Origin of the sequence: Devosia sp., from assembly GCF_039927955.1 — a bacterium.
Taxonomy (GTDB): domain Bacteria; phylum Pseudomonadota; class Alphaproteobacteria; order Rhizobiales; family Devosiaceae; genus Devosia.
Genome location: NZ_JBDSUA010000057.1, coordinates 13,123 through 38,839, shown reverse-complemented (window position 1 = coordinate 38,839; position 25,717 = coordinate 13,123). Strand labels below are relative to the sequence as shown.

The 25,717-nt window shown below is 61.1% G+C and carries 22 protein-coding genes; 16 read left to right on the top strand and 6 right to left on the bottom strand.

Going from position 1 to position 25,717, the window contains the following annotated elements; all coding sequences use genetic code 11:
* The 3 genes from ABIT12_RS14080 to ABIT12_RS14070 all read right to left on the bottom strand — a co-directional run.
* Positions 1-365 (bottom strand): aminodeoxychorismate/anthranilate synthase component II (locus ABIT12_RS14080; protein WP_348040647.1); only part of this gene is annotated, 365 nt, incomplete at its 3' end.
* Positions 362-1,870 (bottom strand): anthranilate synthase component I, encoded by a 1,509-nt coding sequence (gene trpE / locus ABIT12_RS14075; RefSeq protein ID WP_348040645.1) that lies wholly within the window; start codon positions 1,868-1,870, stop codon positions 362-364. The genes ABIT12_RS14080 and trpE, both read right to left, overlap by 4 nt.
* Positions 1,871-1,904: 34 nt before the next feature.
* On the bottom strand, positions 1,905-3,776 hold the full coding sequence (locus ABIT12_RS14070) for a peptidylprolyl isomerase (protein ID WP_348040641.1): 1,872 nt from the start codon (positions 3,774-3,776) through the stop codon (positions 1,905-1,907).
* 231 nt (positions 3,777-4,007) lie between these two features.
* Here ABIT12_RS14070 and tpiA point away from each other — a divergent pair, with 231 nt between their 5' ends.
* From tpiA to aqpZ, 8 genes are all read left to right on the top strand, one after another.
* Positions 4,008-4,757 carry a triose-phosphate isomerase gene (gene tpiA / locus ABIT12_RS14065; protein WP_348040639.1) on the top strand — a complete coding sequence of 250 codons (750 nt, stop codon included), beginning with the start codon at positions 4,008-4,010 and terminating at the stop codon, positions 4,755-4,757.
* A gap of 155 nt (positions 4,758-4,912) precedes the next feature.
* On the top strand, positions 4,913-5,434 hold the full coding sequence (gene secG / locus ABIT12_RS14060) for a preprotein translocase subunit SecG (protein ID WP_348040637.1): 522 nt from the start codon (positions 4,913-4,915) through the stop codon (positions 5,432-5,434).
* Positions 5,435-5,544: 110 nt separating this feature from the next.
* Positions 5,545-7,173, top strand: coding sequence for a CTP synthase (locus tag ABIT12_RS14055; RefSeq protein WP_348040635.1), 1,629 nt, complete (start codon positions 5,545-5,547; stop codon positions 7,171-7,173).
* 12 nt (positions 7,174-7,185) lie between these two features.
* Positions 7,186-7,365, top strand: coding sequence for a DUF4169 family protein (locus ABIT12_RS14050; RefSeq protein ID WP_348040633.1), 180 nt, complete (start codon positions 7,186-7,188; stop codon positions 7,363-7,365).
* Positions 7,366-7,464: 99 nt separating this feature from the next.
* Complete coding sequence (locus ABIT12_RS14045; RefSeq protein WP_348040631.1) at positions 7,465-8,202, top strand: GDSL-type esterase/lipase family protein; 738 nt, start codon at positions 7,465-7,467, stop codon at positions 8,200-8,202.
* 117 nt (positions 8,203-8,319) lie between these two features.
* Positions 8,320-9,276, top strand: coding sequence for an NAD(P)-dependent oxidoreductase (locus tag ABIT12_RS14040; RefSeq protein WP_348040629.1), 957 nt, complete (start codon positions 8,320-8,322; stop codon positions 9,274-9,276).
* 102 nt (positions 9,277-9,378) lie between these two features.
* Positions 9,379-10,656 carry a phosphopyruvate hydratase gene (eno, locus tag ABIT12_RS14035; RefSeq protein WP_348040627.1) on the top strand — a complete coding sequence of 426 codons (1,278 nt, stop codon included), beginning with the start codon at positions 9,379-9,381 and terminating at the stop codon, positions 10,654-10,656.
* 170 nt (positions 10,657-10,826) lie between these two features.
* On the top strand, positions 10,827-11,513 hold the full coding sequence (gene aqpZ / locus ABIT12_RS14030; RefSeq protein ID WP_348040625.1) for an aquaporin Z: 687 nt from the start codon (positions 10,827-10,829) through the stop codon (positions 11,511-11,513).
* A 51-nt stretch (positions 11,514-11,564) separates the two neighbouring features.
* Here the strand turns inward: aqpZ and ABIT12_RS14025 are convergent, their stop codons facing one another.
* Positions 11,565-13,040, bottom strand: coding sequence for an AMP nucleosidase (locus tag ABIT12_RS14025; RefSeq protein WP_348040623.1), 1,476 nt, complete (start codon positions 13,038-13,040; stop codon positions 11,565-11,567).
* 514 nt (positions 13,041-13,554) lie between these two features.
* Between ABIT12_RS14025 and ABIT12_RS14020 the strand changes: the two genes are divergently transcribed.
* Positions 13,555-14,457, top strand: coding sequence for a bifunctional methylenetetrahydrofolate dehydrogenase/methenyltetrahydrofolate cyclohydrolase (locus tag ABIT12_RS14020; protein ID WP_348040621.1), 903 nt, complete (start codon positions 13,555-13,557; stop codon positions 14,455-14,457).
* Positions 14,454-14,990 (top strand): DUF1643 domain-containing protein, encoded by a 537-nt coding sequence (locus tag ABIT12_RS14015; RefSeq protein ID WP_348040619.1) that lies wholly within the window; start codon positions 14,454-14,456, stop codon positions 14,988-14,990. Before ABIT12_RS14020 ends, ABIT12_RS14015 begins: the two co-directional genes overlap by 4 nt.
* Positions 14,991-14,994: 4 nt before the next feature.
* Here the strand turns inward: ABIT12_RS14015 and ABIT12_RS14010 are convergent, their stop codons facing one another.
* Both ABIT12_RS14010 and metH read right to left on the bottom strand, forming a co-directional pair.
* On the bottom strand, positions 14,995-15,288 hold the full coding sequence (locus tag ABIT12_RS14010; protein ID WP_348040617.1) for a hypothetical protein: 294 nt from the start codon (positions 15,286-15,288) through the stop codon (positions 14,995-14,997).
* Between the two features lie 59 nt (positions 15,289-15,347).
* Positions 15,348-19,127: a methionine synthase gene (metH, locus tag ABIT12_RS14005; RefSeq protein ID WP_348040615.1), complete on the bottom strand. Its 3,780-nt coding sequence runs from the start codon at positions 19,125-19,127 to the stop codon at positions 15,348-15,350.
* Between the two features lie 251 nt (positions 19,128-19,378).
* Here metH and ABIT12_RS14000 point away from each other — a divergent pair, with 251 nt between their 5' ends.
* The 6 genes from ABIT12_RS14000 to ABIT12_RS13975 all read left to right on the top strand — a co-directional run bounded on the left by ABIT12_RS14000 (position 19,379) and on the right by ABIT12_RS13975 (position 25,717).
* The gene (locus ABIT12_RS14000) at positions 19,379-20,434 is read left to right on the top strand and encodes a septal ring lytic transglycosylase RlpA family protein (protein ID WP_348040613.1); all 1,056 of its coding nucleotides are present in this window, start codon (positions 19,379-19,381) and stop codon (positions 20,432-20,434) included.
* Positions 20,435-20,512: 78 nt separating this feature from the next.
* On the top strand, positions 20,513-21,664 hold the full coding sequence (locus tag ABIT12_RS13995; protein ID WP_348063362.1) for a D-alanyl-D-alanine carboxypeptidase family protein: 1,152 nt from the start codon (positions 20,513-20,515) through the stop codon (positions 21,662-21,664).
* A 17-nt stretch (positions 21,665-21,681) separates the two neighbouring features.
* On the top strand, positions 21,682-22,368 hold the full coding sequence (gene tmk, locus ABIT12_RS13990) for a dTMP kinase (protein WP_348040609.1): 687 nt from the start codon (positions 21,682-21,684) through the stop codon (positions 22,366-22,368).
* Positions 22,365-23,390, top strand: a complete 1,026-nt coding sequence (locus ABIT12_RS13985) for an AAA family ATPase (RefSeq protein ID WP_348040607.1) — start codon at positions 22,365-22,367, stop codon at positions 23,388-23,390. The genes tmk and ABIT12_RS13985 overlap by 4 nt, the downstream gene beginning before the upstream one ends.
* The gene (metG, locus tag ABIT12_RS13980) at positions 23,387-24,937 is read left to right on the top strand and encodes a methionine--tRNA ligase (RefSeq protein ID WP_348040605.1); all 1,551 of its coding nucleotides are present in this window, start codon (positions 23,387-23,389) and stop codon (positions 24,935-24,937) included. Before ABIT12_RS13985 ends, metG begins: the two co-directional genes overlap by 4 nt.
* A complete protein-coding gene (locus ABIT12_RS13975) occupies positions 24,938-25,717 on the top strand; it encodes a TatD family hydrolase (protein WP_348040603.1) in 780 nt (259 codons plus the stop codon).

Here is a 25,717-nt window from a genome sequence, read left to right as displayed (position 1 = left end):
TTATTGAGGCCGCGGAACAGGCCCTTGCCGGTGTGATGGATCTTGCTGGTTTTGCCATGCACCAGATGCGGCGCGCGGATCACATCGCCACCCATGGCCTGGCCGATGGCTTGATGCCCAAGGCACACGCCAAGCAGCGGCGTGGTCTCGGCAAAACGCTCGATCAGCGACAGGCAGATGCCCGCCTCGTTCGGCGTGCAGGGCCCGGGCGACAGCACGATCGCCTCAGGAGCCATCTCGGCGATTTCGTCCAGCGTGATCTTGTCATTGCGAAACACGGTGATGTCGGCGCCAAGTTCACCCAGAAAATGCACGAGGTTGTAGGTAAAGCTATCGTAGTTATCGATGATGAGGGTCTTGGTCATTGGCCGATCCTGGCTTCACCGGCATAGCGTAGCGCTTCCTCAGCGGCGCTGAAAAGAGCCCGCGCCTTGTTTTCGCATTCCATATGCTCAAGCTCGGGCCTGCTGTCGGCCACGATGCCCGCTCCGGCCTGCGCAAACAGCTTGCCATCCTTGACGATGGCCGTGCGCAGCACGATGCAGGTATCCATGGTTCCGTCGGCGCCGAAATAACCCACGCAGCCGCCATAGATGCCGCGGCGTGACTTCTCCAGTTCGTCGATGATCTCCATCGCCCGCACCTTTGGCGCCCCGGAAACCGTGCCCGCCGGAAAGCCTGCGCTCAGCGCATCGACAAAGTCATATTTCGGATCGAGCACGCCAACGACGTTCGAAACGATGTGCATCACGTGGGAATAGTATTCGAGAAAGAACTTGTCGGTGACCTTGACCGTACCGGTCTTGGCGACGCGGCCGACGTCGTTGCGGCCAAGATCGAGCAGCATCAGGTGCTCGGCCAGTTCCTTTGGATCGCTGAGCAGTTCAGCCGCCAGTTCCTGGTCGCGCGTTGGTGTCGAGCCACGCTTGCGGGTACCCGCGATGGGCCGGATGGTCACTTCGCCGTCCTGCACCCGCACCAGCACTTCCGGACTGGACCCGGCGACCGAAAAGCCACCAAAATCCAGAAAATACATATACGGCGACGGATTGGTGCGGCGCAGCGCCCGATACAGCGCCGTCGGGGGCAGGGTGAACTCCGCTTCAAAGCGCTGGCTCAACACCACCTGGAAGATGTCCCCGGCAGTGATGTAGTCCTTGGCCTTGGCGACCATGCCGAAATATTCGTCGCGACTGGTATTGCTGGTAATGGCGATCTTTTCCAGATCGGGCAGCGCCGGCGTCGTCGGCAATGTCCGGCCGAGCCGCGTCACCGCGTCGTCGATCCGCGCCTCTGCCGATTCATAAGCCTGCTTGGCGCTTACCCCAGCGCGCACGTAAACCGGAGCGGTCAGATACAGCTCGTCCTTGAGCGTATCGAAAATCGCCAGCAGCGATGGCCGCATCAGGATCGCTTCGGGCAGTTGCAGATCGTCCGGATTGCCGTTCGGCAGCACTTCCATATAGCGGACCATCTCGTAGCCGAGATAACCGTAGATCCCTGCCGACTGCGGCGGCAGTCCAGGAGGAACTTCGATCTTGGAATCCGCCACCAGATCGCGCAGCGCGTCGAGCGGCTTGGCCGTCACCGGCTCGAAGCGGTCGTCCGAAATGTGGGCCGAACGATTGATCGCTGCCTGTCCGTCCGCGACCTTGAGGATCACGTCCGGTTCCATGCCGATGATCGAATAGCGGCCGCGAATGGCCCCGTCCTGCACCGATTCCAGCAGGAAGGTGTTCTTGCGGTCCTGCGCCAGCTTCATATAGGTGCCGATGGGCGTTTCGAGGTCGGCTACGATGCGCCGCCAGACGATCTGGGATTTGCCAGCATCGTATTGCTCCGCGAACCGCCGATAAAACTCGTCACCCATGAAAGTCTTGCCCGATAGAGGGGTTGGCCGACCGTTACTGGCCGGTGTTGAGCGCCAGCGCCTGCGACAGCGCCTGCTGGTTGATGCGCAGCCCGGCATCGTCACGTATCCCGGTGATGAAATCACCATAGAGGTCGTTGCGCTGGTCAGTCGAAACGGAATCCAGCGCCTTGGCGTCCAGCGGGCCTTCGGCCGCCGTTACCTCGACCACATTGAATACGACATGCTCACCGGCCTGGCTGACAGCCGATCCGTGATGATCCGGGCCGCCAGCAAAGATCGCCGCAGTAACGGCAGCATCGAGCGGGGTGCTCGGTTCGCCAGCGCGACCGAGCGGCTGCGACAACTGCGGGAAGGTGCTCAGCGAGGACGCGACATCGGCAATGGCCGTGCCGGCGTCGAGGCTGGCAACCGCCTTGGCCGCCGCAGCGGTAATCGCCGCATCGACCTTTTCGTTGGTCCATGCCGTCGCCACCGCGTCATGCACTTCGGTCAGCGTCTGGTCGCGCGCAGCATCGATCTTGCTGAGGTCAAACCACAGATTGGTGCTGGCATCGAGCGCCACCGAAGGCGACAGCTTGCCTGCCTGGGCCTTGAACACGGCGTCGGCAACCTTGGTGCGGTTATTCTCTGGCAGCCCGTCGACTACCGACAATTCAGCGCCGGTTGCGGTCAATGCCACCTCATAGATCGGCAGTTTGAAGCGCGTGGCGATCTCGCTGAGCGGCTTGAAGGCGGCGCGCAGTTCCTCGATCTGGTCGAGCACATTGCCGTAATCGGCCTTGGCCGCGGTCAGCGCCAACGCCTCGGCAATCCCCGCCTTGGCGTCCGCCAAGGTCGGCAGCCCACCCGCAGTGATCACCGAAACATGCACCGCACGCTTGCCTGCAGCGCCGTCGATGATGGCAAAGTCGCCCTGTGCGAGGCCAAATGCAGCTTCGGCCAGCGCCGCATCGGTCACCGCTGGTTTGGCAAACGTGCCGACCTCGGTGACGGTCAGTCCCGCTTCCTTGACCAGATCGTCAAAGCTCTTGCCCGCAGTCTTGCCGGCGTTGAACGCGGCAATCTGCGCATCGTTGAGCACCACCTGCTGGATGGTGCGCGTCTCCGGCTTGGTCAGGCTGGCCTTGGTCTTTTCATATTCGGCGGCAACCTGCTCGTCGGTGACGGTCTGGGTTTTCGCCAGTGTCTGCGGCGACAGCGCCAAAATCTGTACGCTGCGCGTTTCCACAGTGCGGAACTCGGTCTGGTGCGCCTTGAGATAAGTCGCCAGCTCGTCCTCGGTCGGGGCCGGTGGCGTTTCCACGCTGGCCTGGTCGATGACGAAATAATCCACAGTCCGCTTGTCCCCGACATAGCGGTTGATCAGGTTTGCCGCCGTGGTCGGCAGGGCGGTATCGCCGAGCAGCGACAACACCAGTTGCTGGCGCTGCGATGACTTGGCCTGGGACTCGAAATAATCGGCTTCGGTGATACCGCTGCGCTTCAACACGTCCTTGAACACGGCAGGATCGAAATTGCCCAAGGTCCCGGAAAAATTATTGTCCTCGCGCAGCAGCTTGCCCAGCCTGTCGTCGGAAACGCCAAGCCCGTAGCTGGCGGCAACCTGATCCAGCGCCGCGTTCTGCGACAGCTCGCCAATCACCTGTGACGGCAGGCCGAGCTGGACGGCCTCGTCGGCTGTCGGCATCCGGCCAAACTGGTTGGCAACCTGATTGATGCGGTTCTGATAGGCTCGCAGGAATTCCTGCGTGGTGATTTCCTCGTTGCCGACGCGCGCCACGGTAGTGGTGCCCAGGCTGGTGATGACATTGTTGATGCCGAACCCTGCCAAACCAACGAGCAGCAGGCCGCCCATCGCCTTGCCGGGCCAGGATTTTGCAAAGTCACGCAAACTATCAAGCATGTCAGACGTTCCAATACGCGAGGTCTAGGCTTTACCGCCGAGGGGCGGAGATACTAGTAAAGCGCTTCGAGGGAAAGTGCATTCCACTTTTCACGGTAAGCGCGGCAGGCCGGCAGATCATTCAGGCACGCACGCAGAGGTCATTCCAGCGGCAATTTTGCGGCGGAAATGACGCAACCACGCCGGGTTAGGACAATCCTGATCCGGGTGCAAGAGGCAGGAGCTGACTGAGTGAGCAAGACCATCACGCCGTTGATCGCAGGCAATTGGAAAATGAACGGCGTCTCCGCCTCACTGGCCGAACTGACCGCCCTTGGCCAGGCGCTGACCGCCGGCCCGGCCCCGCGCGCCATCGTCGTTATTTGCCCTCCCGCAACGCTGCTTGCCGCGGCAAGCGCACACGGCGCTTCGTCCGGTATTCTGACCGGCGGGCAGGACTGTCATCCCGCCAAATCTGGTGCGCATACCGGCGACATCAGCGCCGCGATGCTGGCCGATGCAGGCGCCCAATATGTCATCGTTGGCCACAGCGAGCGCCGTGCCAATCATGGTGAAACCGATGAACTGGTCCGCGCTAAGGCCGAAGCCGGCTTCGCGGCCGGACTAAAACCCATCATCTGCGTGGGCGAAACCGAAGCCGAGCGCGATGCGGGGCAGGCTGAAACGGTGGTTGAACGTCAGCTTGCTGGTTCGATTCCTGATAGTGAAGCCACCTTCGTCGTCGCCTACGAGCCGGTCTGGGCCATCGGCACCGGCCGTACCCCCACCAATGCCGAGATCGCACAGATGCACGCCCGCATCCGTGGCGTGCTGACTGCTCGCTTTGGTGAACGCGGCGCAAGCGTCAACATTCTTTATGGCGGCTCGCTCAAGCCCTCCAATGCCCGGGAAATCCTGGCCATCGAACACGTCAATGGTGGGCTTGTCGGTGGCGCCAGCCTCTTGGCAAAAGACTTCGCGGCCATTATCTCCGCCGTGTAGCCGGATCGTTGCACGAAAGTCGCTGCAAAATCGGCGCGACCGACTGGCAATTGTCTGCTCGTGCGTGTATGACGCGCCAACATTTGACCGAAGTGGATCGATTGCGACGGCTTTGCCGGGCGAACGATCTGCCGTAATCCAAGACTGAGACAAGAATGGCAAACGTGCTGATTGTTGCCTATCTGCTGATTGTTCTGGCGCTGATTGCAGTGATCCTGCTGCAGCGCTCGGAAGGCGGCGCGCTGGGCATTGGCGGTGGCGGCGGCGGTGGTTTCATGACCGCCCGTGGCTCGGCCAACCTGTTGACCCGCACCACCGCGGTTCTCGCCGCCCTGTTCTTTGCCACCGCAATTGGCCTGACCATCCTCAGCCAGCTCGACCGCACCACCTCGACCATTCTGGACAAGGCTGTGCAGGGCGACGGCACAGCGGCGCCAACCACGGTGCTTGATGCGCTCGACAAGCTGCAGAGCCAGTCCGATCTGCCAGTACCGACCACGGATGCGACCGCTCCTGCTGCGGCAACGACTACTCCGGCCACAACCGCGCCAGCAGCGACGACGGCTCCGGCTGCCGATCTTCCGGTGCCCGCCACGACCGCTCCGGCAAACACAACGACGCCTGCTGCCAGCGACACGGCGCCTGCCGACACACCGGCTCAACCGGCAACCAAATAACCGCCTCGGGCGGAACCACAGAAGGGGATGGCAACATCCCCTTCTTCTTTTTGTGTAGAGCGCTTCAGGGGCTCTGCGAATCGATTTTGATCTGTTTAAGGTAATCGCCCATGGCTCGGTACGTTTTCATCACCGGAGGCGTGGTCTCCTCATTGGGTAAAGGTCTTGCATCGGCGGCGCTCGGCGCTGTCCTGCAAGCGCGCGGCTATAGTGTCCGCCTGCGTAAACTCGACCCCTATCTCAACGTCGATCCGGGCACCATGTCGCCCACCCAGCACGGCGAAGTCTTCGTCACCGACGATGGCGCCGAAACCGATCTGGATCTTGGCCACTACGAACGCTTCACCGGACGCGCGGCCAACAAGCGCGACAACATCACCACCGGCCGCATCTATTCCGACATCATCGCCAAGGAACGTCGCGGCGATTATCTCGGTGCCACCGTCCAGGTCATCCCGCACGTCACCGACGCGATCAAGAATTTCGTCATCGAAGGCAATGACGAGTTTGATTTCGTGCTGGTCGAAGTCGGCGGCACCGTCGGCGATATCGAAGGCCTGCCATTCTTCGAAGCCATCCGCCAGCTCGGCAACGATCTGCCGCGTCATCAGGCCATCTATGTCCACCTGACGCTGATGCCCTATATCCCCAGCGCCGGCGAACTCAAGACCAAGCCGACGCAGCACTCGGTGCGCGAACTGCGCTCCATCGGCATTGCGCCCGATATCCTGCTGGTGCGTTGTGATCGCCCGATCCCGGACGGCGAAAAGAAGAAGCTCTCGCTGTTCTGCAATGTGCGCGAAAGCGCCGTCATCCAGGGCCTCGATGTCGGCTCGATCTATGACGTGCCGCTGGCCTATCACAAGGAAGGCCTCGATACCGAAGTGCTGGCCGCGTTCGGCATCACCGATGCGCCCGCGCCGGATCTCTCGGCTTGGCAGGAGGTTTCGGCCCGCCTTCACAACCCCGAAGGCGAAGTCAACATCGCCATCGTCGGCAAATATACCGGCCTCAAGGACGCCTATAAATCGCTCAGCGAAGCGCTGGCGCATGGCGGCATCGCCAACAAGGTCAAGGTCAACCTGCAATGGATCGACAGCGAGGTCTTCGAGCGCGAAGACCCCGCGCCGTATCTTGAGCACGTCCATGGCATTCTGGTGCCCGGCGGGTTCGGCGAGCGCGGTTCCGCCGGCAAGATCCAGGCCGCCCGCTTCGCCCGTATCAAGGACGTACCGTATTTCGGCATCTGCTTTGGCATGCAGATGGCCTGCATCGAAGCGGCCCGCAACACTGCCGGCATCAAGAACGCCTCGTCCACCGAGTTCGGCCCCACCAAGGAGCCGATCGTCGGCATGATGACCGAGTGGGTCAAAGGCAACGAAACCGAGAAACGCAGCGACGGCACTGATCTCGGCGGCACCATGCGTCTAGGCGCCTATCCCGCCCAGCTGACGCGCGGCAGCCGCGTCGCCGACATCTACGGTACTACCCGCATTTCCGAGCGCCACCGCCACCGCTACGAAGTCAACATGGACTACCGCAAGCTGCTCGAAAAGAACGGCCTGCTGTTCTCCGGCGTCTCGCCCGACGGCAAACTGCCCGAAATCGTTGAGCGCACCGACCATCCCTGGTTCATCGGCGTGCAGTTCCACCCCGAACTCAAATCCAAGCCGTTCGAGCCGCACCCCTTGTTCGCCAGCTTCATCGCCGCGGCGATGGAACAGAGCCGTTTGGTGTAACGGGCAGGGACCATGGCCGACATCGTTTCCCTCTCGAAAGCGCGAAAAGCCAAAGCCCGCACCGCCAAGGAAACCCTGGCCACCGAAAATCGCGTCAAATTCGGCCGTACCAAGGCCGAAAAGGATTTGGCCAAAGCCAGTACCGACCTGTCAGCAAAAAAGCTCGATAGCCACAAACGCGACGACGAGTAGGGCATGCACTCCACGCATTGACCGATATGCGGCGCTCGAACTACCGCGCTCGACCCTGCTTGGCTAACCTTGCCGGACCAACAACCAATGTGGTTCGCCATGCAGCGCTTGCTGATGATCCTGACACTCGTTTTTGCTGCCAGCTCGACGGCATGGGCAGAGGATGCCTGTGACAAATGGGAAGTCCAGACGGCCACGACGCCGGCGCCGCCGCTGACCGGGGCGGCGCTGCAAACCGCCGAATCCCATGCTACCGGCATCCCGCCCGACACCGACATCATCATGATCGGCGATTCACTCGTCCAGAACTGGCCCAAACAGCAGCTGGCCGACGCTCTGGCCGGCCACAAAGTGTGGAATTTTGGTGTCGGTCAGGATCGCACGCAGACTACCCTGTGGCGAATGAACGATGCACGTTTGGCAGCGATCCACCCGGTCAAGGCCATGGTGCTGGTCGGCACCAACAACCTGGGCGACAACCAGTCCGCCTGCGCCATTGCAGCGGGGATACTTGCCATTGGTCAGCGCGCGGAGGCCCTGTGGCCGGGCGTGCAGGTGTTTTACGTGCCAGTGCTGCCACGCGGCGTGGATTTCAAAAATCGCGAAGCCATCCGCACCCAGATCAACCAACTGGTTGCCGCGCAGGGCCACTCTCTCGCTGTCGATGAAGAAACACTCACCTGTGGCCTGCATGGTGGGCGGACCCTGGACGAAACCCTGTTGCGCTGCGCGCCCGGCGAATGGGCAAAGTGCGCCAACTACAAGGATGACAATCTCCACCTGACTGATGCCGGCTATACTGCCCTTTCGGGGCTGCTCGCGCCGCTGTCCAGCTGACTTTCAGGGCACCCGCCCACACGGGCCTCCCTTGCCGCCTCGCCGCTTTAGCGTTATCGCCAATGCCAACAGCGGTGGCGTCTGTTTCGCGCGTGCAGCAAAATTGAGGAGCATCGAATGGCAAAAGTTATCGTCATTGGCGCCACCGGACATGTCGGCACTTATCTGGTGCCACGGCTGGTCATGGCCGGGCATCGCGTGGTGACCATCAGCCGGGGCAAGGCCAAACCTTACTCCGCCAGCCGGTGCTGGGATGCCGTCGAGCAGTTGCAGATGGACCGCGACGCCATGGAGCGCGATGGCAGCTTTGGGCCGGCCATCCGCAATCTGAATGCCGATATCGTCATCGACATGATTTGTTTCACCCTCGATAGCGCCAAACATCTGGTCGAAGCACTCAAGGGCGAGGTGCAGCATTTCCTGCACACCGGCACCATCTGGACTCACGGCTACTCGGTCACCGTGCCCACGCTCGAAGACGTCGCCAAGCGCCCCTTTGGCGACTATGGCATCCAGAAAGCAGCGATCGAGGCCTATCTGCTCGAACAGGCCCGCCTGCACAATTTCCCCGCCACCATCCTGCATCCAGGCCACATCGTCGGCCCCGGCTGGGCGCCGCTCAATCCAGCCGGACACTTCAATCCGGCAGTGTTCACCACCCTGGCGCGCGGCGAGCAGCTCGCCATCCCCAATTTCGGTCTGGAAACCGTCCACCACGTCCACGCCGACGACGTCGCCGCAATGTTCATGAACGCCATTGCCAACTGGGGTGCGTCAGTTGGCGAAAGTTTTCACACCGTCTCCTCCGGTGCGCTGACCTTGCGGGGCTACGCCGAAGCCATGTCGCTGTGGTTCGGCCGCAAACCTGAGCTTGAATTCCTGCCGTTTGACCAATGGGCCAAGCGCCAAAATCCTCAGGAAGCCGAGGCAACCTGGGAGCACATCGCCCGCAGCCCCAACTGCTCCATCGCCAAAGCGCAGCGCCTGCTCGGCTATCAGCCACGCTATACATCGCTGCAGGCGGTGCAGGAATCGGTCGAATGGCTGATCGAAGCAGGGCAGGTCAGCCTCTAGCCGTGCCGCGCGGGGGAAATTATTTGCCCAAGCCTCTTTGATTTGTCACAGAGCGCGTCTAGACAACAAGCAATAGCTATATCGCAGCGGGAAGGGCTTTCCATGTCGTCAATCATCCACGTTTCCGGCCGTCAGATCTATGACAGCCGCGGCAACCCTACGGTCGAGGTCGATGTGGTGCTCGATGACGGCAGTTTCGGCCGCGCCGCCGTTCCCTCGGGCGCGTCCACCGGTGCCCACGAAGCCATGGAACTGCGCGATGGCGGCAAGAAGTACAACGGCAAGGGCGTGACCCAGGCCGTTGAAAACGTCAACACCGCCATCTTCTCGGAAATCCAGGGCATGGATGCGCTGGATCAGCTCGCCGTCGATCAGGCGATGATCGATCTGGACGGCACCCCCAACAAGTCCAAGCTCGGCGCCAACGCCATTCTCGGCGTGTCGCTGGCCGTGGCCAAGGCGGCTGCTGAATCCAGCGAACTGCCGTTCTACCGCTATATCGGCGGCCCGAACGCGCACATCCTGCCAGTACCGATGATGAACATCATCAACGGCGGCCAGCATGCCGATAACCCGATCGACATGCAAGAATTCATGATCCTGCCGGTTGGCGCGGAAAATCTCGCCGACGCCGTCCGTATCGGCTCGGAAATCTTCCACACCCTCAAGAAGGGTCTGTCGGCTGAAGGCCACAACACCGCCGTCGGCGACGAAGGCGGCTTTGCGCCAAATCTGAAGTCCGCTGACGAAGCGCTCGGCTTCATCATGAAGTCGATCGAAAAAGCCGGCTACAAGCCCGGCGAAGACGTGTTCCTCGGCCTCGATTGCGCCGCCACAGAATATTTCAAGAACGGCAAATACGCCATGGAAGGCGAGGGCAAGACCTTGTCGTCCGAAGACAATGTCAAGTTCCTGGCCGATCTGGCGGCGCGCTACCCGATCATCTCGATCGAAGACGGCATGTCCGAAGACGATTGGGAAGGCTGGAAGGCCCTGACCGATGCCATTGGCAAGAACGTCCAACTGGTCGGTGATGATCTGTTCGTCACCAATACCGAACGCCTCGTTTCCGGCATCAAGATGGGTGTCGCCAACTCGATCCTGGTTAAGGTCAACCAGATCGGCTCGCTCTCGGAAACCCTCAACGCCGTCGATACCGCCCACCGCGCTGCCTACACCTCGGTGATGTCGCATCGCTCCGGCGAAACCGAAGACTCCACCATTGCCGATCTCGCCGTGGCGCTGAACTGCGGCCAGATCAAAACTGGCTCGCTGTCGCGCTCGGATCGCCTGGCCAAGTACAACCAGCTGATCCGCATCGAAGAGCAGCTCGGCTCCTCCGCCAAATATGCCGGCTACTCGGTGGTCAAGGGCCGCTAGGCGACCCCAACAAGTCTAAGTTCGAACGCGGCGGCGCAATCACTGCCGCCGCGTTTTGTCTTCGCTCGATGACCTGCAAATTGCATGAAATACCGCATCACAGCTGCTTAAAATCTAGGCAAATGCTAACCTGAGCACGTGAGAATCATCTCAAGATTGGGGAGCAAGGCATGATAAAACGTCTATCAGCCGAAGCATTCGGAACGTTCTGGTTGGTATTTGGCGGGTGCGGTGCGGCCGTGCTGGCGGCGGGGCTGCCCGATGTTGGCATCGGCTATCTCGGCGTTGCACTCGCCTTCGGGTTGACGGTCCTCACCATGGCCTACGCGGTGGGGCCAATTTCCGGCGGACATTTCAATCCGGCAGTGTCACTGGGTTTGGCCATTGCCGGCCGGTTTGAATACAAGGATCTGGTGCCTTATTGGGTGGCTCAGATCGTCGGCGGCGCACTTGGCGCAGCGGTACTTTATCTGATCGCCTCTGGCACGGCAGGATTTGTGGCGGGCGGCTTTGCCTCCAATGGCTATGATGCGCTGTCTCCGGGCGGTTACAGCCTCGTTTCCGTCCTGATTACCGAAGTGGTGCTGACCGCATTCTTCCTGTTGATCATTCTCGGCTCGACCTCCGCCAAAGCGCCTGCGGGCTTTGCTCCGATTGCTATCGGCCTGGGCCTGACGCTGATCCACCTGATCTCGATCCCGGTGAGCAACACCTCGGTCAATCCGGCTCGCTCGATCGCCGCGGCCATCTTCGCCCAGAACGGTGCATTGGGTCAGGTATGGCTGTTCATTGTTGCGCCACTGCTCGGGGCCGCGCTGGGCGCCATGATCTGGAAATTGCTGCTCGACCGAGACTGAACCTACAGCGATCTGGACGGCCCCGTCGCTCGGCGGGGCCGTCCATTAGTTTTACTGAAACGCCGTTTCGGCAAAACTGCGCAGCTTGCGTGAATGCAGCCGTTCGGCCGGCTGGTCGCGCAGGATTTCCATGGCACGCAACCCGATTAGCAAATGCCGGTTGATCTGCGTCCGGTAAAAGTCCGATGCCATGCCCGGTAGCTTGAGCTCGCCGTGCAATGGCTTGTCCGACACGCAGAGCAGCGTGCCATAGGGCACCCGGAACCGGAAGCCGTTGGCAGCAATAGTGGCACTTTCCATATCCAGCGCCACCGCGCGCGATTGGCTTAACCGCTGGGTGATCTCCGCCTGGTCACGCAATTCCCAGTTGCGGTTGTCAAACGTCGCAACCGTGCCGGTCCGCATGATCCGCTTGGTTTCCAACCCTTCGAGCTGGGTGATCTCTTCGACAGCCTGCTCAAGCGCCACCTGCACTTCGGCCAGCGCCGGAATGGGCACCGAAAGCGGCAGGTCCGCATCCAGTACGTGGTCTTCGCGCACATACGCATGAGCCAGGACGTAGTCGCCGAGTTCCTGCGAATTGCGCAGTCCGGCACAATGGCCAAGCATGATCCAGGCATGCGGACGCAGCACCGCGATGTGGTCCGTAATGGTCTTGGCGTTGGAAGGGCCGACGCCGATATTGACCATGGTAATGCCGCGGCTGCGGCCTGCCGTCAGATGATAGGCCGGCATTTGCGGCGCGCGCGGCGGCTGGCTGCCGGTTGTTCCGCCACCCAGTCGCTGATTGCGGGTGATCACATTTCCCGGCTCGATAAAGCTGTCGTAATGCTCGTGGCCGGAGGCCATATGCTCCTGGGCGACGCGTTTGAATTCATCGATGTAGAATTGGTAGTTGGTGAAAATCACGAAATTCTGGAAATGCTCTGCCGCCGTGCCGGTGTAGTGGCTGAGCCGGTACAGCGAATAATCCACGCGCGGCGCAGTGAACGCTGCCAGCGGATAGGGTCCGCCCTTGGGCGGAACGAAAGTGCCGTTGGCAATCTCGTCATCGGTATTGGTCAGGTCCGGCGCGTCGAACACGTCGCGCAGCGGAATATTGAGCGCATTGAGCGCCGCCCCGTCGAGCCGTTCATTGGGCGCTACCGCAAAGTGCAGCGGGATCGGCGTGTCTGATTCGCCGACGTCGATGGTGCCGCCATGGTTCTTCAGGATGACGGTGAACTGCTCCTGGAAATAGGTCCGGAACAGGTCGGGCGCCGTCACCGTGGTGCGGTAAAGCCCAGGCGTGTGCAGATAGCCATAGGGCAGGGTAGAGGCGCCCTTACCGAAGCTCGTCGAACGCACTTCCACCTGCGGATAACAGGCGCGCACACGGCCGGCGGGGATGACGCCCTTGGCCAGGCCGTTGAGGTGGCCGCGAATGAAACTGGTATTTCGGTGGTAGATTTCAGCGAGATAGGCCCAGGCCTTTTCCGGGTCGGTGAAGGATTCCTTGGGCAGGCGAGGGGGATGAATTGTGGTCATTCTTGTTCTCATTTGCGGGTCCCGGATTGAACCCGCCATCCGATTGCGGAGGCGTTTTGTCACCGCCTCCTAGCCGATTGGCATGACAGCTTCTTGGCAGGGGAGCAATCGCGACCGCCGCCAGCGCAATGGTTTCACCTTTCGGTGAGCGCCACTTTTCCCGCCGCAATCTATCCCCATCTTGAGTGCAGTTCACTGGACAGGCAAGCGACCCATGCACCGGTGAGCGCGGACGGACGCACGCCGCTTGTCCCCAAGCCCTCAACAGCGCGGCGGGCTTCCGTTCCGGGCTGCAATGGTAGAGATACCGTTGCAGCCCTTTTGTTTGCCGGATCAGCCATAGCGCCGTGCCGTGATCACCAGCAGTTTTCCTGTGCTATCGCTCGCCGCCCGGCAAGACTTGCGAGTATTGCCGCGCAAAACAATGGACGGATCACTGGCCGTTCCTTATGTGGAGCACTCAACTGGTTAGCTTGCCGGCACCCATGCGGCGAGTCCGCAACGGAGCCTTCCCATGACAGCGCGCATCATCGACGGAAAAGCCTTCGCCGAAGGACTGCGCGGTCGCATTGCCGGCCACGTGGAGCGTCTGAAACGAGATCATGGCATAACGCCCGGCCTCGCCGTGGTCATCGTCGGCTACGATCCGGGCAGCCAGGTCTATGTCGCGCAAAAGGCCAGGCAGACGCTCGAAATGGGCATGCATTCGGAAAAATACGAACTGCCGGACACCGCCAGCGAGGCCGAAGTTCTGGCGCTGGTGCGCAAGCTCAATGCCGATCCGGCCATCCACGGCATTCTGGTGCAGTTGCCGGTTCCGGCGCACATCGATTCCAAAAAAATCATCGAGACCATTTCACCCGACAAGGACGTCGATTGCTTCACCCCGGCCAGCGTCGGCAAACTGGTGATCGGCCTGCCGGGGCCGGTCTCCTGCACGCCGCTCGGCTGCCTGATGCTGCTGCGCGACACGCTGGGCGACCTCTCAGGCCTGCACGCTGTCGTGGTGGGGCGCTCCAATCTTGTCGGCAAACCGATGGCGCAATTGCTGCTGGGCGAAAACTGCACCGTCACCATCGCCCATTCCCGCAGCAAGGATCTGCCCGGCATCGTGCGGCAGGCTGATATCGTCGTCGCCGCCGTCGGGCGTCCGCAGATGATCAAGGGCGACTGGATCAAGCCCGGGGCTACGGTGATCGACGTCGGCATCAACCGCATCGACGCTCCCGAACGCGGCCCCGGCAAGACGCGTCTTCTGGGCGATGTGGATTTCGCCGCAGCCAAAGAGGTCGCGGGCGCCATTACCCCAGTTCCCGGCGGCGTTGGTCCGATGACCATCGCGTGCCTTTTGGCCAATACCATCACCACCGCGTCCTTGATCAACGGCCTCGTGCCACCGTCCGATCTGACCGCATGAGTGACCCCCACGATCCCGGCGGCAAGGTCCGGCTGGCTTTGCCGCCGGGTGTTCATGGCGACGCCCAGTTCAGCGATCCGCAGCATCGACAGATGATGCGCCGCTGGAGCGGTGACCGCTTTCCGCAGCGTTACATGCTGTTCATCGGCATGAACCCCTCAACCGCCGACGCAACCGTCAACGATCCCACCTGCGCCCGTGAATGGAATTTTGCCCAGCGCGAGGGTTATGCAGCAATGATGAAAGGCAATGTGGGCGACTACCGCGCCACGGACCCCAAGGGCCTGCTGGCTCCCGGTGTCGTTGCCGCCTCCGAGCACAATCTGCCCGCCATCCGCGCCGCGGCCGCCGGAGCAGAACTGGTCGTGCTGTGTCATGGAAAACTGAACAAGGCCCTGATCGAGCCCGCCCACCAGATTGTCGAGGCCTTGCACCACGACGGCATAAGGCTCTGGTGCTTTGGAAAAAATGCCGATGGCAGCCCCAAGCATCCGCTCTATCTCAGGCTGGAAACGCCGCTGGTGCCGTACTAGCGCCTCAGGCAACGAGGTGGAAACTCCGAGCCACGGTATGATCGCGCATTGCGGTCGCCGGCAACCGGCCCGCCACTGCGTCGATCACCTTCCGTGCGTCCGGCAGGGCCGTGGCGTCCACCACCACGCTGCGGAACGGCGTCCGCAAGCCCTGCCGCACGCTCTCCAGCAACTCAAACAGCAGCGCCCGGATTTCCACTCTGCCGGCACAGGCCATGCAGACAACGCCGGCGTCGTGTCCATGCCCGCTGTCGGGAGATAGCCGGATCAACGCATCATCGGGCTTGAGGGCAAACATCCTGTTCCCCGTCTCTATGGTGACGGGGATGGACGTTGCCGCTTTATCAAACGGCGTGCTCATTCGGCTGCCACGATCTTGGGGCCGGGGATGTAGTTCAGAATCGGTCCCAGCCAGCGTTCGACCTCGGCCACATCCATACCCTTGCGCGCCGCATAGTCTTCGACCTGGTCGTATTCGACCTTGGCCACGCCAAAGTAATACGCCTCCGGATGAGCCAGATAGATGCCAGACACCGACGAGCCCGGCCACATCGCATAGCTCTCGGTTAATCGCACCCCCGCCTGTTTTTCAGCATCCAGCAGGCGGAACAGCGTGGTCTTTTCGGTATGGTCCGGCTGCGCCGGATACCCTGGAGCAGGGCGGATGCCGCGATAGCTTTCCCCGATCAGATCTTCGGGTTTGAAGGTTTCCTCCCCAGCATAGCCCCAAAGCTCTTTGCGCACCTTTTCATGCAGCCGCTCGGCAAACGCCTCGGCAAACCGATCTGCCAGCGCCTTTACCAGGATCGACGAATAGTCGTCATTGGCCGCTTCGAACTTCTCGGAAATCGCCACTTCCTCGATGCCAGCCGTCACCACAAAGCCACCGACATAGTCGCTCTTGCCGCTATCGACCGGCGCGATGAAGTCCGACAATGCCATGTTCGGCTTGCCATCGCGCTTGGACAATTGCTGGCGCAACGTAAACAGCGTCGCCAACTCGTCTTTGCGGCCTTCGTCCTTGAACAACCGGATATCATCGCCCACCGCATTGGCCGGCCAGAAGCCAACCACCGCTCGCGGTTTGAACCACTTTTCGGCGATGATCTGCTTCAGCATCTTCTGCGCATCGGCAAACAGCTGCGTTGCCGCTTCGCCCTGCTTCTCGTCGGTCAGGATCGCGGGGTAGCGCCCCTTGAGTTCCCATGTCTGGAAGAACGGCGTCCAGTCGAAATACCGGGCCAGTTCCTCAAGGCCGAAATCCTTGTCGTCATAGACCCTGGTGCCGAGGAAGCTCGGCACTGGCGGCAGATAGCTTGCCCAGTCCGCCTTGAACGCCTGCTCGCGTGCCCGTTCCAGCGGCAGCCGGATTTTTTCCTGCTCCGCCCGAGCATGCGCCGCCGCTGCCTTGGCATATTCCAGCCGGATTCCCTCGACATAGGCGGCCTTGGTATCGGGTTGCAACAGGCTCGACACCACGTTCACGGCGCGGCTGGCGTCGTTCACATAGACCGTCTGCCCGCGCTCATATTTCGGGTTGATCTTGACCGCAGTATGCACGCGGCTGGTCGTTGCCCCGCCGATCAACAGCGGAATGGCAAAGCCTTCGCGTTCCATTTCGGATGCGACATGCACCATCTCGTCCAGTGATGGCGTAATCAGTCCGGAGAGGCCGATGATGTCGACGTTCTCATCCTTGGCAATCTGCAAAATCTTGGCGGCCGGCACCATCACGCCGAGATCGATGATCTCGTAATTGTTGCAGGCCAGAACCACGCCAACGATGTTCTTGCCGATGTCATGGACATCGCCCTTCACCGTCGCCATCAGGATTTTGCCAGCACTCTGCCGCCCGGTGGCGTTGCCATCGGCGTTCTTCTCGGCTTCCATATAGGGCAGCAGCAGCGCCACGGCCTGCTTCATCACCCGGGCGGATTTCACCACCTGTGGCAGGAACATCTTGCCCGAGCCGAACAGATCGCCAACCACGCCCATCCCGGCCATCAACGGCCCTTCAATCACGTGCAGCGGCCGCGCCATGCCCAGGCGGGCCTCGTCGGTGTCGGCGTCGATATATTCGGTTATGCCATTGACCAGTGCGTAAGAAATCCGCTCCCCGACCGATTTTTCGCGCCAGCTCAAATCCTTGGCCGCCGCTTCCTTGCCCGCTGCGCCGCGATAGCGCTCGGCAATCTCCAGCAGCCGGTCAGTGCCATCCGCACGCCGATTGAGGATCACATCCTCGCAGGCGTCCCGGAGCTCGCGATCGATCGACTCGTAAACCGCCAGCTGGCCGGCATTGACGATGCCCATGTCCATGCCGTTCTGGATGGCATAGTACAAAAACACCGCATGCATGGCCTCGCGCACCGGCTCATTGCCGCGGAACGAGAAGCTAAGGTTCGAAATACCGCCCGAAATATGCACATGGGGCAGGGTCTCGGTGATCAGCTTGGTCGCGCCGATGAAGTCGTTGCCGTAATTGTTGTGCTCTTCGATGCCGGTCGCCACCGCGAACACGTTGGGATCGAACACAATGTCTTCCGGCGGAAACCCGACTTCCTCGGTCAACAGCTTGTAGGCGCGCGTACAGATTTCGACCTTGCGCTCCAGCGTATCGGCCTGGCCCTTTTCATCAAACGCCATCACCACCACGGCGGCACCATAGGCGCGCACCAGCCGCGCTTGATGCAGGAACTGCTCGACGCCTTCCTTCATGGAAATCGAATTGACCAGCGCCTTGCCCTGGACGCACTTCAGCCCAGCCTCGATCACCTCCCATTTGGAGCTGTCGATCATCAGCGGCACGCGAGCAATATCGGGCTCGGCTGCCAGCAGGTTCAGGAAATCGACCATCACCTTTTTGGAATCGATCAGGCCTTCATCCATGTTGATGTCGATGATCTGCGCGCCATTGGCCACCTGATCGCGCGCCACGTCGAGCGCTGCGGTATAATCGCCCGCAGTGATCAGCTTGCGGAAGCGGGCCGAGCCGGTGACGTTGGTGCGTTCACCCACGTTCACGAACGGAATTTCCTCCGTCAGCGTAAAAGGCTCCAGCCCCGACAGCCGCATCAGTTTTGGCACTTCGGGAATTTCTCGCGGCTTGTGCTTGGCCACCGCAGCGGCAATCGCCGCGATATGCTCAGGCGTCGACCCGCAGCAGCCGCCAACGATGTTCACATAGCCCGATGCCGCAAAGCCTTCGATCTGCTCGGCCATGAATTCGGGCGTCTCGTCGTACCCGCCAAATTCGTTGGGCAGGCCAGCGTTCGGATAAGCGCAGATAAACGTATCGGCCGCATCGCTCAGTTCGGCCAGATGCGCACGCATGGCGTTGGCGCCCAGCGCGCAATTCAGCCCGATGGTGAAGGGGTTGGCATGGCGCACCGAATGCCAGAACGCCGTCGGCGTTTGCCCCGACAATGTACGTCCGGACAGGTCGGTGATGGTGCCTGAAATCATCACTGGAAGCCTGATCTTGCGCTCGGCAAAAATCCGCTCAGCGGCAAAGATGCCCGCCTTGGTGTTGAGCGTATCGGTGATGGTTTCAAACAGCAGCAGGTCCGAACCGCCATCGATCAAGCCATTGATCGCTTCGGCATAGGCCTCGACCAGTTGGTCAAACGTTATCGTTCGATGACCCGGATTGTTAACATCCGTGGACATCGACGAGGTTTTCGTTGTCGGTCCCATCGCGCCGGCGATGAACCGGCGCTTGCCATCTTCGGCCGTGGCGCGATCAGCGGCGCGGCGTGCCACGCGGGCGCCTTCAAAATTCAGCTCATAGATCAGCGCTTCCATGCCATAGTCGGCCTGGGCGACCGACGTGCAGGAAAAGGTATTGGTTTCCAGAATATCCGCGCCGGCCTTGGCGTATTGATACTGGATATCCTCGATCGCCTGCGGCTGCGTCAGGATTAGCAAGTCATTGTTGCCGCGCACCGGCTGCTTCCAGTCGGCAAAGCGCTCCCCGCGGAAATCCGCCTCTTCGAACCCCAGACGCTGGATCATGGTGCCCATGGCACCATCCAGCACCAGGATGCGCTCGCGCGCCGCCTGTGCCAGAGCCGAGCGCACTTCGGCGCCGTCGGGCAGGGTGAAGGCTGGGGTTTGGGTCGTTCCGGGAGTGCTCATCGCCGTCCAATCTGGTTATTCAACCATAGGCAATCAATGGCCGTAGCCAATCACATAAAGATATCTTTATGTCAATTCGAACGCAAGTGCGCGGCCTGCTTGGACCGTGCTGGATTCGCTGCGAATGCCGCCAAATTCGTTAACGCCTTGCTGTCCTTAACTTAGCCTCAACCCAAATGACGTTCCATACGCGCGGGGACCGGAACCTTCGGCTATTATGCCAACTTAGAACCGTGTGAGCATCCGAGCGTATGACTGTGAGTACCGTTTCCAGCCCTTGGCGCAATGCCATCCGCCTCATCGCCCTTGCGGCCATGATTGCCCCAACGATCGTCGCCTGCGATGGCGGATTGGGACCAACGGTTTCGCGCGGCAAATTTACCTCCAGGGCTTATGGTGTCTCGTCCTCGCAGCGGGTCACCAATAACCCCAATCCACCCCATGGCGGCGGCCGCTACCAGGTCGGCAAGCCCTATACCGTGGCCGGCAAGGTTTACGTTCCGCAGGAAAATCCGAGCTATTTCGCGACGGGGACTGCCTCCTGGTATGGCGCCGATTTCCATGGCCGCCGCACCGCCAATGGCGAAATCTTCTCGGCCAATGCCATCACCGGCGCGCACCCGACATTGCCGCTGCCATCCTATGTGCGTGTTACCAATCAGGACAACGGCCGCTCGCTGATTGTCCGCATCAATGATCGCGGCCCCTATGTCGCCGGTCGCGTTGTCGATCTTTCGGCCCGCGCTGCTTCCATGCTCGGCTACGTCAATAACGGCCACGCCGACGTTTCGGTGCAATATGTGGGTCCAGCACCGCTGAACGGCGACGATACAAGGATGCTGGTGGCCAGCTATGACGGTCCGGCCAACTACGATCGCGGCACCACCCGTATGGCCAGCGTCGATAGTACCAATAGCCTTGCCGATATCGCCGGTAACTTCCTCGGCGGTCTGTTTTCCTACGCCGAAACGACGCCACAAGCCGAAGATCAGGCCATCGACAGTGCCCATGCTGCCGTGACGGCCATGGCAACACAGCCAAGTGCTTTGAGCAGCTGGGCCAGTGGCATTGATGTCGACGCGCGCAAAATCAAGCTCGGACTCGGCGTGTTCACCGACGAACAGAACGCCATTTCGCTCTCCGAACAGTTCGCGGTGCTCGGGGCGGTCGAGGAAGATGCGGTCAAGGCCAGCAATGGCCGCGATGCCACGCGCCTGACCATGACCTTGCTCAAACCCGGCGTCACGCGCGAAGATGTGTTGGCGCTCGCTCGGGAACTTGGCCTGAACGACATCATTCTGTATTAGTCTTGCGAACCGCCGGATTGGTGGGGTCACGGGCAGCCGCCCGCGACCAGTGATTGAGTGATGGGACGCTGACCGGCTGTGAAACGCTTTCTGCTTTTCGCCTTCACCGTTTTATTGTTGGCCCCAACCTGGCCTGCCTATGCGCAGGCCGAGTTCGACACCAAAGCCAAGTTCGCGATTTTGATGGATGCCGACTCCGGCACCATCATCTTTCAAAAAGATGCCGACGAACCGCTCGAGCCAGCCAGCATGGCCAAGCTGATGACTGTTGCGGTGGTGTTCAGCGAACTGCGGGCCGGCAGCATCAAGCTCAGCGATGAATTCTTTATTTCCGAGAATGCCTGGCGGACCGGTGGAGCCAAATCCGGCGGCTCGACCATGTTCGCCATTCTCAATTCCAAGATTTCCGTCGAAGATCTGCTGCGCTCGGTCATCATCCAGTCCGGCAACGACGCAGCAATTGCGCTGGCCGAAGGCATCGGCGGCAGCGAATCCAGCTTCGCCAACATGATGAATGACAAGGCCGCCGAAATCGGCCTGACCGGCAGCCATTTCGTCAATCCGACCGGCCTGCCGGACCCGGATCAATATATGACCGCGCGCGACCTGGCGCTGCTGGCGCGCTATCTGATCGAAACCTTTCCCGAGCAGTACCATATTTTTTCCGAAGACTCGTTCACCTGGAACAAGATCAAGCAGGAGAACCGCAATTCGCTGGTCGATCTGGGTATTGGCGTCGATGGCCTCAAGACCGGCCATACCGAAGCCGCCGGCTACGGCTCGGTGGTCTCCACCGCGGAAGGCGGGCGCCGCATCATCGGCGTCGTCCACGGCCTCAAATCCATGGCCGAACGTACCGAGGAAGCCCGCAAGCTGATCACCTGGGGCTCTCGCTCGTTCGAGCGTGTCTCGGCTTTCCCGAAAGGCACCATCATCGCCTATGCCAATGTCTATGGCGGGGTTGACGGTAGTGTTGGCTTGGTCGGTGAAGGCGACGTGGCACTGTACCTGCCCAAGGGATCGCGTAAATGCCTGCAAGCCAGTGTGGTCTATCAAGGCCCGCTGATGCCACCCGTTGTCGAAGGCGACAAGGTCGCCGAGCTGCGCGTCTTCTGTGACGACAAGCTGGTGCAGACGGCGCCACTGTTTGCCGCAAAGTCTGTCGAGCCGGGCGATATCATGCGCAAGGCCACCGACGCGGTCAAACAATTGGCGCTAGGCTGGCTTTGAACCTCAGGATCGATTCGATGCTCGAAGCGCCGTTGCACCGCCAGGCCAAGTTCATCACCTTTGAAGGTGGTGAAGGCGTGGGCAAGTCCACACAGGTTAAACGGCTGCTCGCGAACCTTCAAACTCGTTCGATCAAGGCCGTGCGGACCCGCGAGCCCGGCGGCACGCCAAAGGCCGAAGCGATCCGCTCATTTATCCTGCAGGGCCGTTCAGAAAGCTGGGGGGCAGGGGCCGAAGCGGTGCTTTTCGCCGCTGCGCGTCTTGATCACGTCAATCAACTCGTGGCCCCCCATCTGCGCTCCGGCACCTGGGTCCTGTCCGACCGTTTCCACGATAGCACCCGCGCCTATCAAGGCCTCACCGGCGGGGTCGGTGACAAGCTGATCGGCGCACTCGAAACCCTGGCGCTCGATGGCCATACGCCCGACCTGACCATTCTGCTCGACATGGACCCCGAAATTGCCTTCCGCCGCGTCGCCCAGCGCGCTGTCGAAGATGGGCTCGTGCTGACCGGTGACCGTTTCGAGAAGGAAGATCTCGAGTGGCACAAGCGCCTGCGCGAAGGTTTCCTCGCCATCGCGGCAGCTAACCCCGATCGCTGTATCGTGATCTCCGCCGATCAAAATGAAGCTGCTCTCGAAGCGGCAATCTGGCACGCCGTGCAGACCCGCTTCCCCGAACTGCTGCAAGAGCGCAGCGCTTGATCGACCCCGATGCACTCGATGGCGTGCTGCTGCCTGAGCAACAGGTGCAGGTGAGGGGCCATTCCGCCGCCATTGCCGGCGTTGAACAGCAACTCCACTCGGGGCGGTTACCGGGCGCGATGCTGCTGCATGGTCCGCAGGGCATTGGTAAAGCGACGCTGGCTTTCCAGCTTGCCCGTACCATCCTCACTGCGACCGGCGACGAGGACGGACATCGCGTTTCCGAACAGATCGCTTCCGGCGCGCATCCCAATGTGCGCGTGCTCCGCCGCGCCCCCAAGGATGCCAAGGGGTTCTACACCGTCATCCGCGTCGATGAAGTGCGCGAATTGCGCGCCCGTCTGCAGCAGACCCGCGGCCGCCAGGGGCAGCGCATCGCCATTGTCGACAGCATCGATGACTGCAATCCCAGCGCCGCCAATGCCCTGCTCAAAACTCTCGAAGAACCGCCGGCCGACACCACGTTCTTCCTGATCTCACACCGCCCTGGCCAGTTGTTGCCGACCATAAGGTCACGCTGCCATAGCATTGCGCTGCGGCCGATCGCTGACGGTGATGTCCGCGACATTCTGCTGGCGCAAAGACCCGAGCTGACCATGGCCGAACTTGACCGGGCCATCGCTCTGGCAGGCGGTCGCCCCCGGCGCGCATTTGAAACATTGTCGCTCAGCGAGCAGAGCGCGCTTGGTGCGCTCAATGCATGGCTCCAGGAGCCAACCCGCACGCCCGCCGCCGTCCATTTGCAGATTGCCGACGCCCTCGGAGCCGATACTCAAAGTACCGAACTGTCGTTCGCCCGCGAGATGATTACCGATTTTCTGGCCGACGAGGCGCGCAATGCGGCGCTGTCCGGGGCGCGGATGCGGCTTGCCTCCGCAAACGAGCTATGGGACAAGGCGCAAGGCCTTTTTGTCGAGGCCGACAGCATCAACCTGGATATGAAGCAGACGCTGATCGCCATATTCGATGCGATCCGTAAGCACATCCAGACGACAGCCCCTCTGTCCACCGAGCCATTATGACCACCAAGCCGTTTTACGTCACCACTGCGATTTCCTATCCCAATGGCGCGCCCCATATCGGCCACGCTTACGAGATGATCGCGACCGATGCCATCGCCCGCTGGAAACGCCTCGAAGGGCGCGAGGTGTATTTCCTTACCGGCACGGACGAGCATGGCATCAAGATGGTGCAAACTGCTGCTGCGCAGGGTGTAACCCCGCGCCAACTGGCCGACCACAATTCCGGTGAATTCCGCAGGCTGGCCGAGGCGCTCAACCTCTCCAACGACGATTTCATTCGCACGACGGAAGAGCGCCACCACAAGTCCAGCCAGGCCATCTGGAACAAGATGGCCGCCAACAACAATGGCGACATTTTCCAGTCAACCTACAAGGGCTGGTACTCGGTCCGCGACGAAGCCTATTTCGATGAAGCCGAACTGACCGAAAAGAACGGCAAGAAATTTGCCCCGTCCGGCGCCGAAGTCAGTTGGGTGGAAGAACCGACCTATTTCTTCCGCCTTTCGGCCTATCAGGAAAAGTTGTTGGCGCTCTATGAGGCCAATCCAGACTTCATCGCGCCCAAGGAACGCCGCAACGAGATCATCTCCTTCGTCAAAGGCGGCTTGCAGGATCTGTCGATCTCCCGCACCACTTTCGATTGGGGCATTCCGGTTCCCAACGCGCCCGGGCACGTCATGTATGTTTGGGTCGATGCGCTGACCAATTACATCACCGGCGTCGGTTTCCCCGATGAAGCCAGCGAACTGTTCAAGAAGTTCTGGCCAGCCGATCTGCATGTGATCGGCAAGGACATCATCCGCTTCCATACGGTCTATTGGCCCGCCTTCCTGATGAGCGCCGGCATCGAAGTCCAGCACCGCGTTTTCGCCCATGGCTTCCTGACCGTCGATGGCCAGAAGATGAGCAAGTCGCTGGGCAACGTCATCGATCCGTTCGAACTGGTTGAGGAATTCGGCCCCGATGCGCTGCGCTATTTCTTCCTGCGCGAAGTCTCGTTTGGGCAGGATGGCGATTACAGCCGCGAAAAGCTGACCAATCGCGTCAATGCCGATCTGGCCAATAATCTTGGCAACCTCGCCCAGCGTTCGCTGTCGATGATCAACAAGAACTGCGAAGCCAAGGTGCCCACATTGGGTGATCTGGCCCCTGCAGATCTGGAAATCATCGCCGAGGTCGATGCCGCACTGGTAGCGGCCCAAAAAGCCATGGACGAGCAGCAGGTGCATGAGGCGACGGGAGCACTGATCGCCGCCCTGAGTTCGGCCAACAACTACTTTGCCGGCCAGGAACCCTGGGCGCTGAAGAAAACCGATCCGGTCCGCATGGCCACCGTTTTGTACGTGACGGCCGATACGGTCCGGCGCTTGACCATTCCGATGCAGGCGTTCGTCCCCGCTTCGGCCGCGCGCCTGCTGGACCAGCTCGTCGTGCCCGCCACCGAACGCACACTGGCCGACGCAGCGCTTTCAAACCGCCTCGTGCCCGGCACAGAATTGCCGGTGCCTCAGGGCGTTTTCGCTCGTATCGAGCGCAAGGCCGAATAGATGTTGATCGATAGCCATTGCCACCTCGACTTCGAGGAACTGTCAAAAGACATCGGTGGCGTGCTGGCCCGCGCCAAGGCCGCCGGTGTCGATGGCATGGTGACGATTTCCACCCGTGTGGATAACTTTTCCACATACGCAGCGCTGGCGGAACAACACGCTAACGTCTGGTGCTCGGTCGGCACCCATCCGCACAATGCGGATCAGGAATTGCATATCCAGACCGAGGATTTGATCAGGCTTTCCGCCCATCCCAAGTGCGTTGCCATTGGTGAAGCGGGCCTCGATTACTTCTATGACAATGCCCCGCGCGAGGCGCAGGAGATCGGCCTGCGCCGTCACATTGCTGCGGCTCGATCCACAGGTCTTCCACTGGTTATCCACAGCCGCAAGGCCGACGAGGACATGGCCCGTATCCTGACCGAGGAGTCGGGGCAGGGCGCCTTCCCCTTCGTTTTACATTGCTTCACGGCCAGCCCGTCACTGGCGCGGACCGGTCTGGAACTGGGCGGCTATATCTCGTTCTCCGGGATCATCACCTTCAAGAACGCCGAAGAAATCCGCGAAGCCGCCGCCTTCGTCCCAGCCGACCGCTATCTGGTCGAAACTGACGCGCCCTACCTCGCGCCGATCCCACATCGCGGCCAGCCCAACGAGCCATCCTACGTCCGGCATACGGCCGAAAAGCTGGCCGAGGTGCGCGGTATCAGCCTCGAACAACTCGGCCGTGAAACCACGGCCAATTTCGCCCGATTGTTCTCCAAAACCGGTCTGGCCTGA

Coding starts and splice junctions, on each gene's coding strand:
- ABIT12_RS14050 (WP_348040633.1), top strand. CDS start 7,186: ATGGCCGACATCGTTTCCCTCTCGAAAGCGCGAAAAGCCAAAGCCCGC.
- secG (WP_348040637.1), top strand. CDS start 4,913: ATGGCAAACGTGCTGATTGTTGCCTATCTGCTGATTGTTCTGGCGCTG.
- trpE (WP_348040645.1), bottom strand. CDS start 1,870: ATGGGTGACGAGTTTTATCGGCGGTTCGCGGAGCAATACGATGCTGGC.
- tmk (WP_348040609.1), top strand. CDS start 21,682: ATGCTCGAAGCGCCGTTGCACCGCCAGGCCAAGTTCATCACCTTTGAA.
- metH (WP_348040615.1), bottom strand. CDS start 19,127: ATGAGCACTCCCGGAACGACCCAAACCCCAGCCTTCACCCTGCCCGAC.
- ABIT12_RS14010 (WP_348040617.1), bottom strand. CDS start 15,288: ATGTTTGCCCTCAAGCCCGATGATGCGTTGATCCGGCTATCTCCCGAC.
- ABIT12_RS14055 (WP_348040635.1), top strand. CDS start 5,545: ATGGCTCGGTACGTTTTCATCACCGGAGGCGTGGTCTCCTCATTGGGT.
- ABIT12_RS14070 (WP_348040641.1), bottom strand. CDS start 3,776: ATGCTTGATAGTTTGCGTGACTTTGCAAAATCCTGGCCCGGCAAGGCG.
- ABIT12_RS14045 (WP_348040631.1), top strand. CDS start 7,465: ATGCAGCGCTTGCTGATGATCCTGACACTCGTTTTTGCTGCCAGCTCG.
- ABIT12_RS14000 (WP_348040613.1), top strand. CDS start 19,379: ATGACTGTGAGTACCGTTTCCAGCCCTTGGCGCAATGCCATCCGCCTC.
- ABIT12_RS14025 (WP_348040623.1), bottom strand. CDS start 13,040: ATGACCACAATTCATCCCCCTCGCCTGCCCAAGGAATCCTTCACCGAC.
- ABIT12_RS14015 (WP_348040619.1), top strand. CDS start 14,454: ATGAGTGACCCCCACGATCCCGGCGGCAAGGTCCGGCTGGCTTTGCCG.
- aqpZ (WP_348040625.1), top strand. CDS start 10,827: ATGATAAAACGTCTATCAGCCGAAGCATTCGGAACGTTCTGGTTGGTA.
- metG (WP_348040605.1), top strand. CDS start 23,387: ATGACCACCAAGCCGTTTTACGTCACCACTGCGATTTCCTATCCCAAT.
- eno (WP_348040627.1), top strand. CDS start 9,379: ATGTCGTCAATCATCCACGTTTCCGGCCGTCAGATCTATGACAGCCGC.
- ABIT12_RS14040 (WP_348040629.1), top strand. CDS start 8,320: ATGGCAAAAGTTATCGTCATTGGCGCCACCGGACATGTCGGCACTTAT.
- ABIT12_RS14020 (WP_348040621.1), top strand. CDS start 13,555: ATGACAGCGCGCATCATCGACGGAAAAGCCTTCGCCGAAGGACTGCGC.
- ABIT12_RS13975 (WP_348040603.1), top strand. CDS start 24,938: ATGTTGATCGATAGCCATTGCCACCTCGACTTCGAGGAACTGTCAAAA.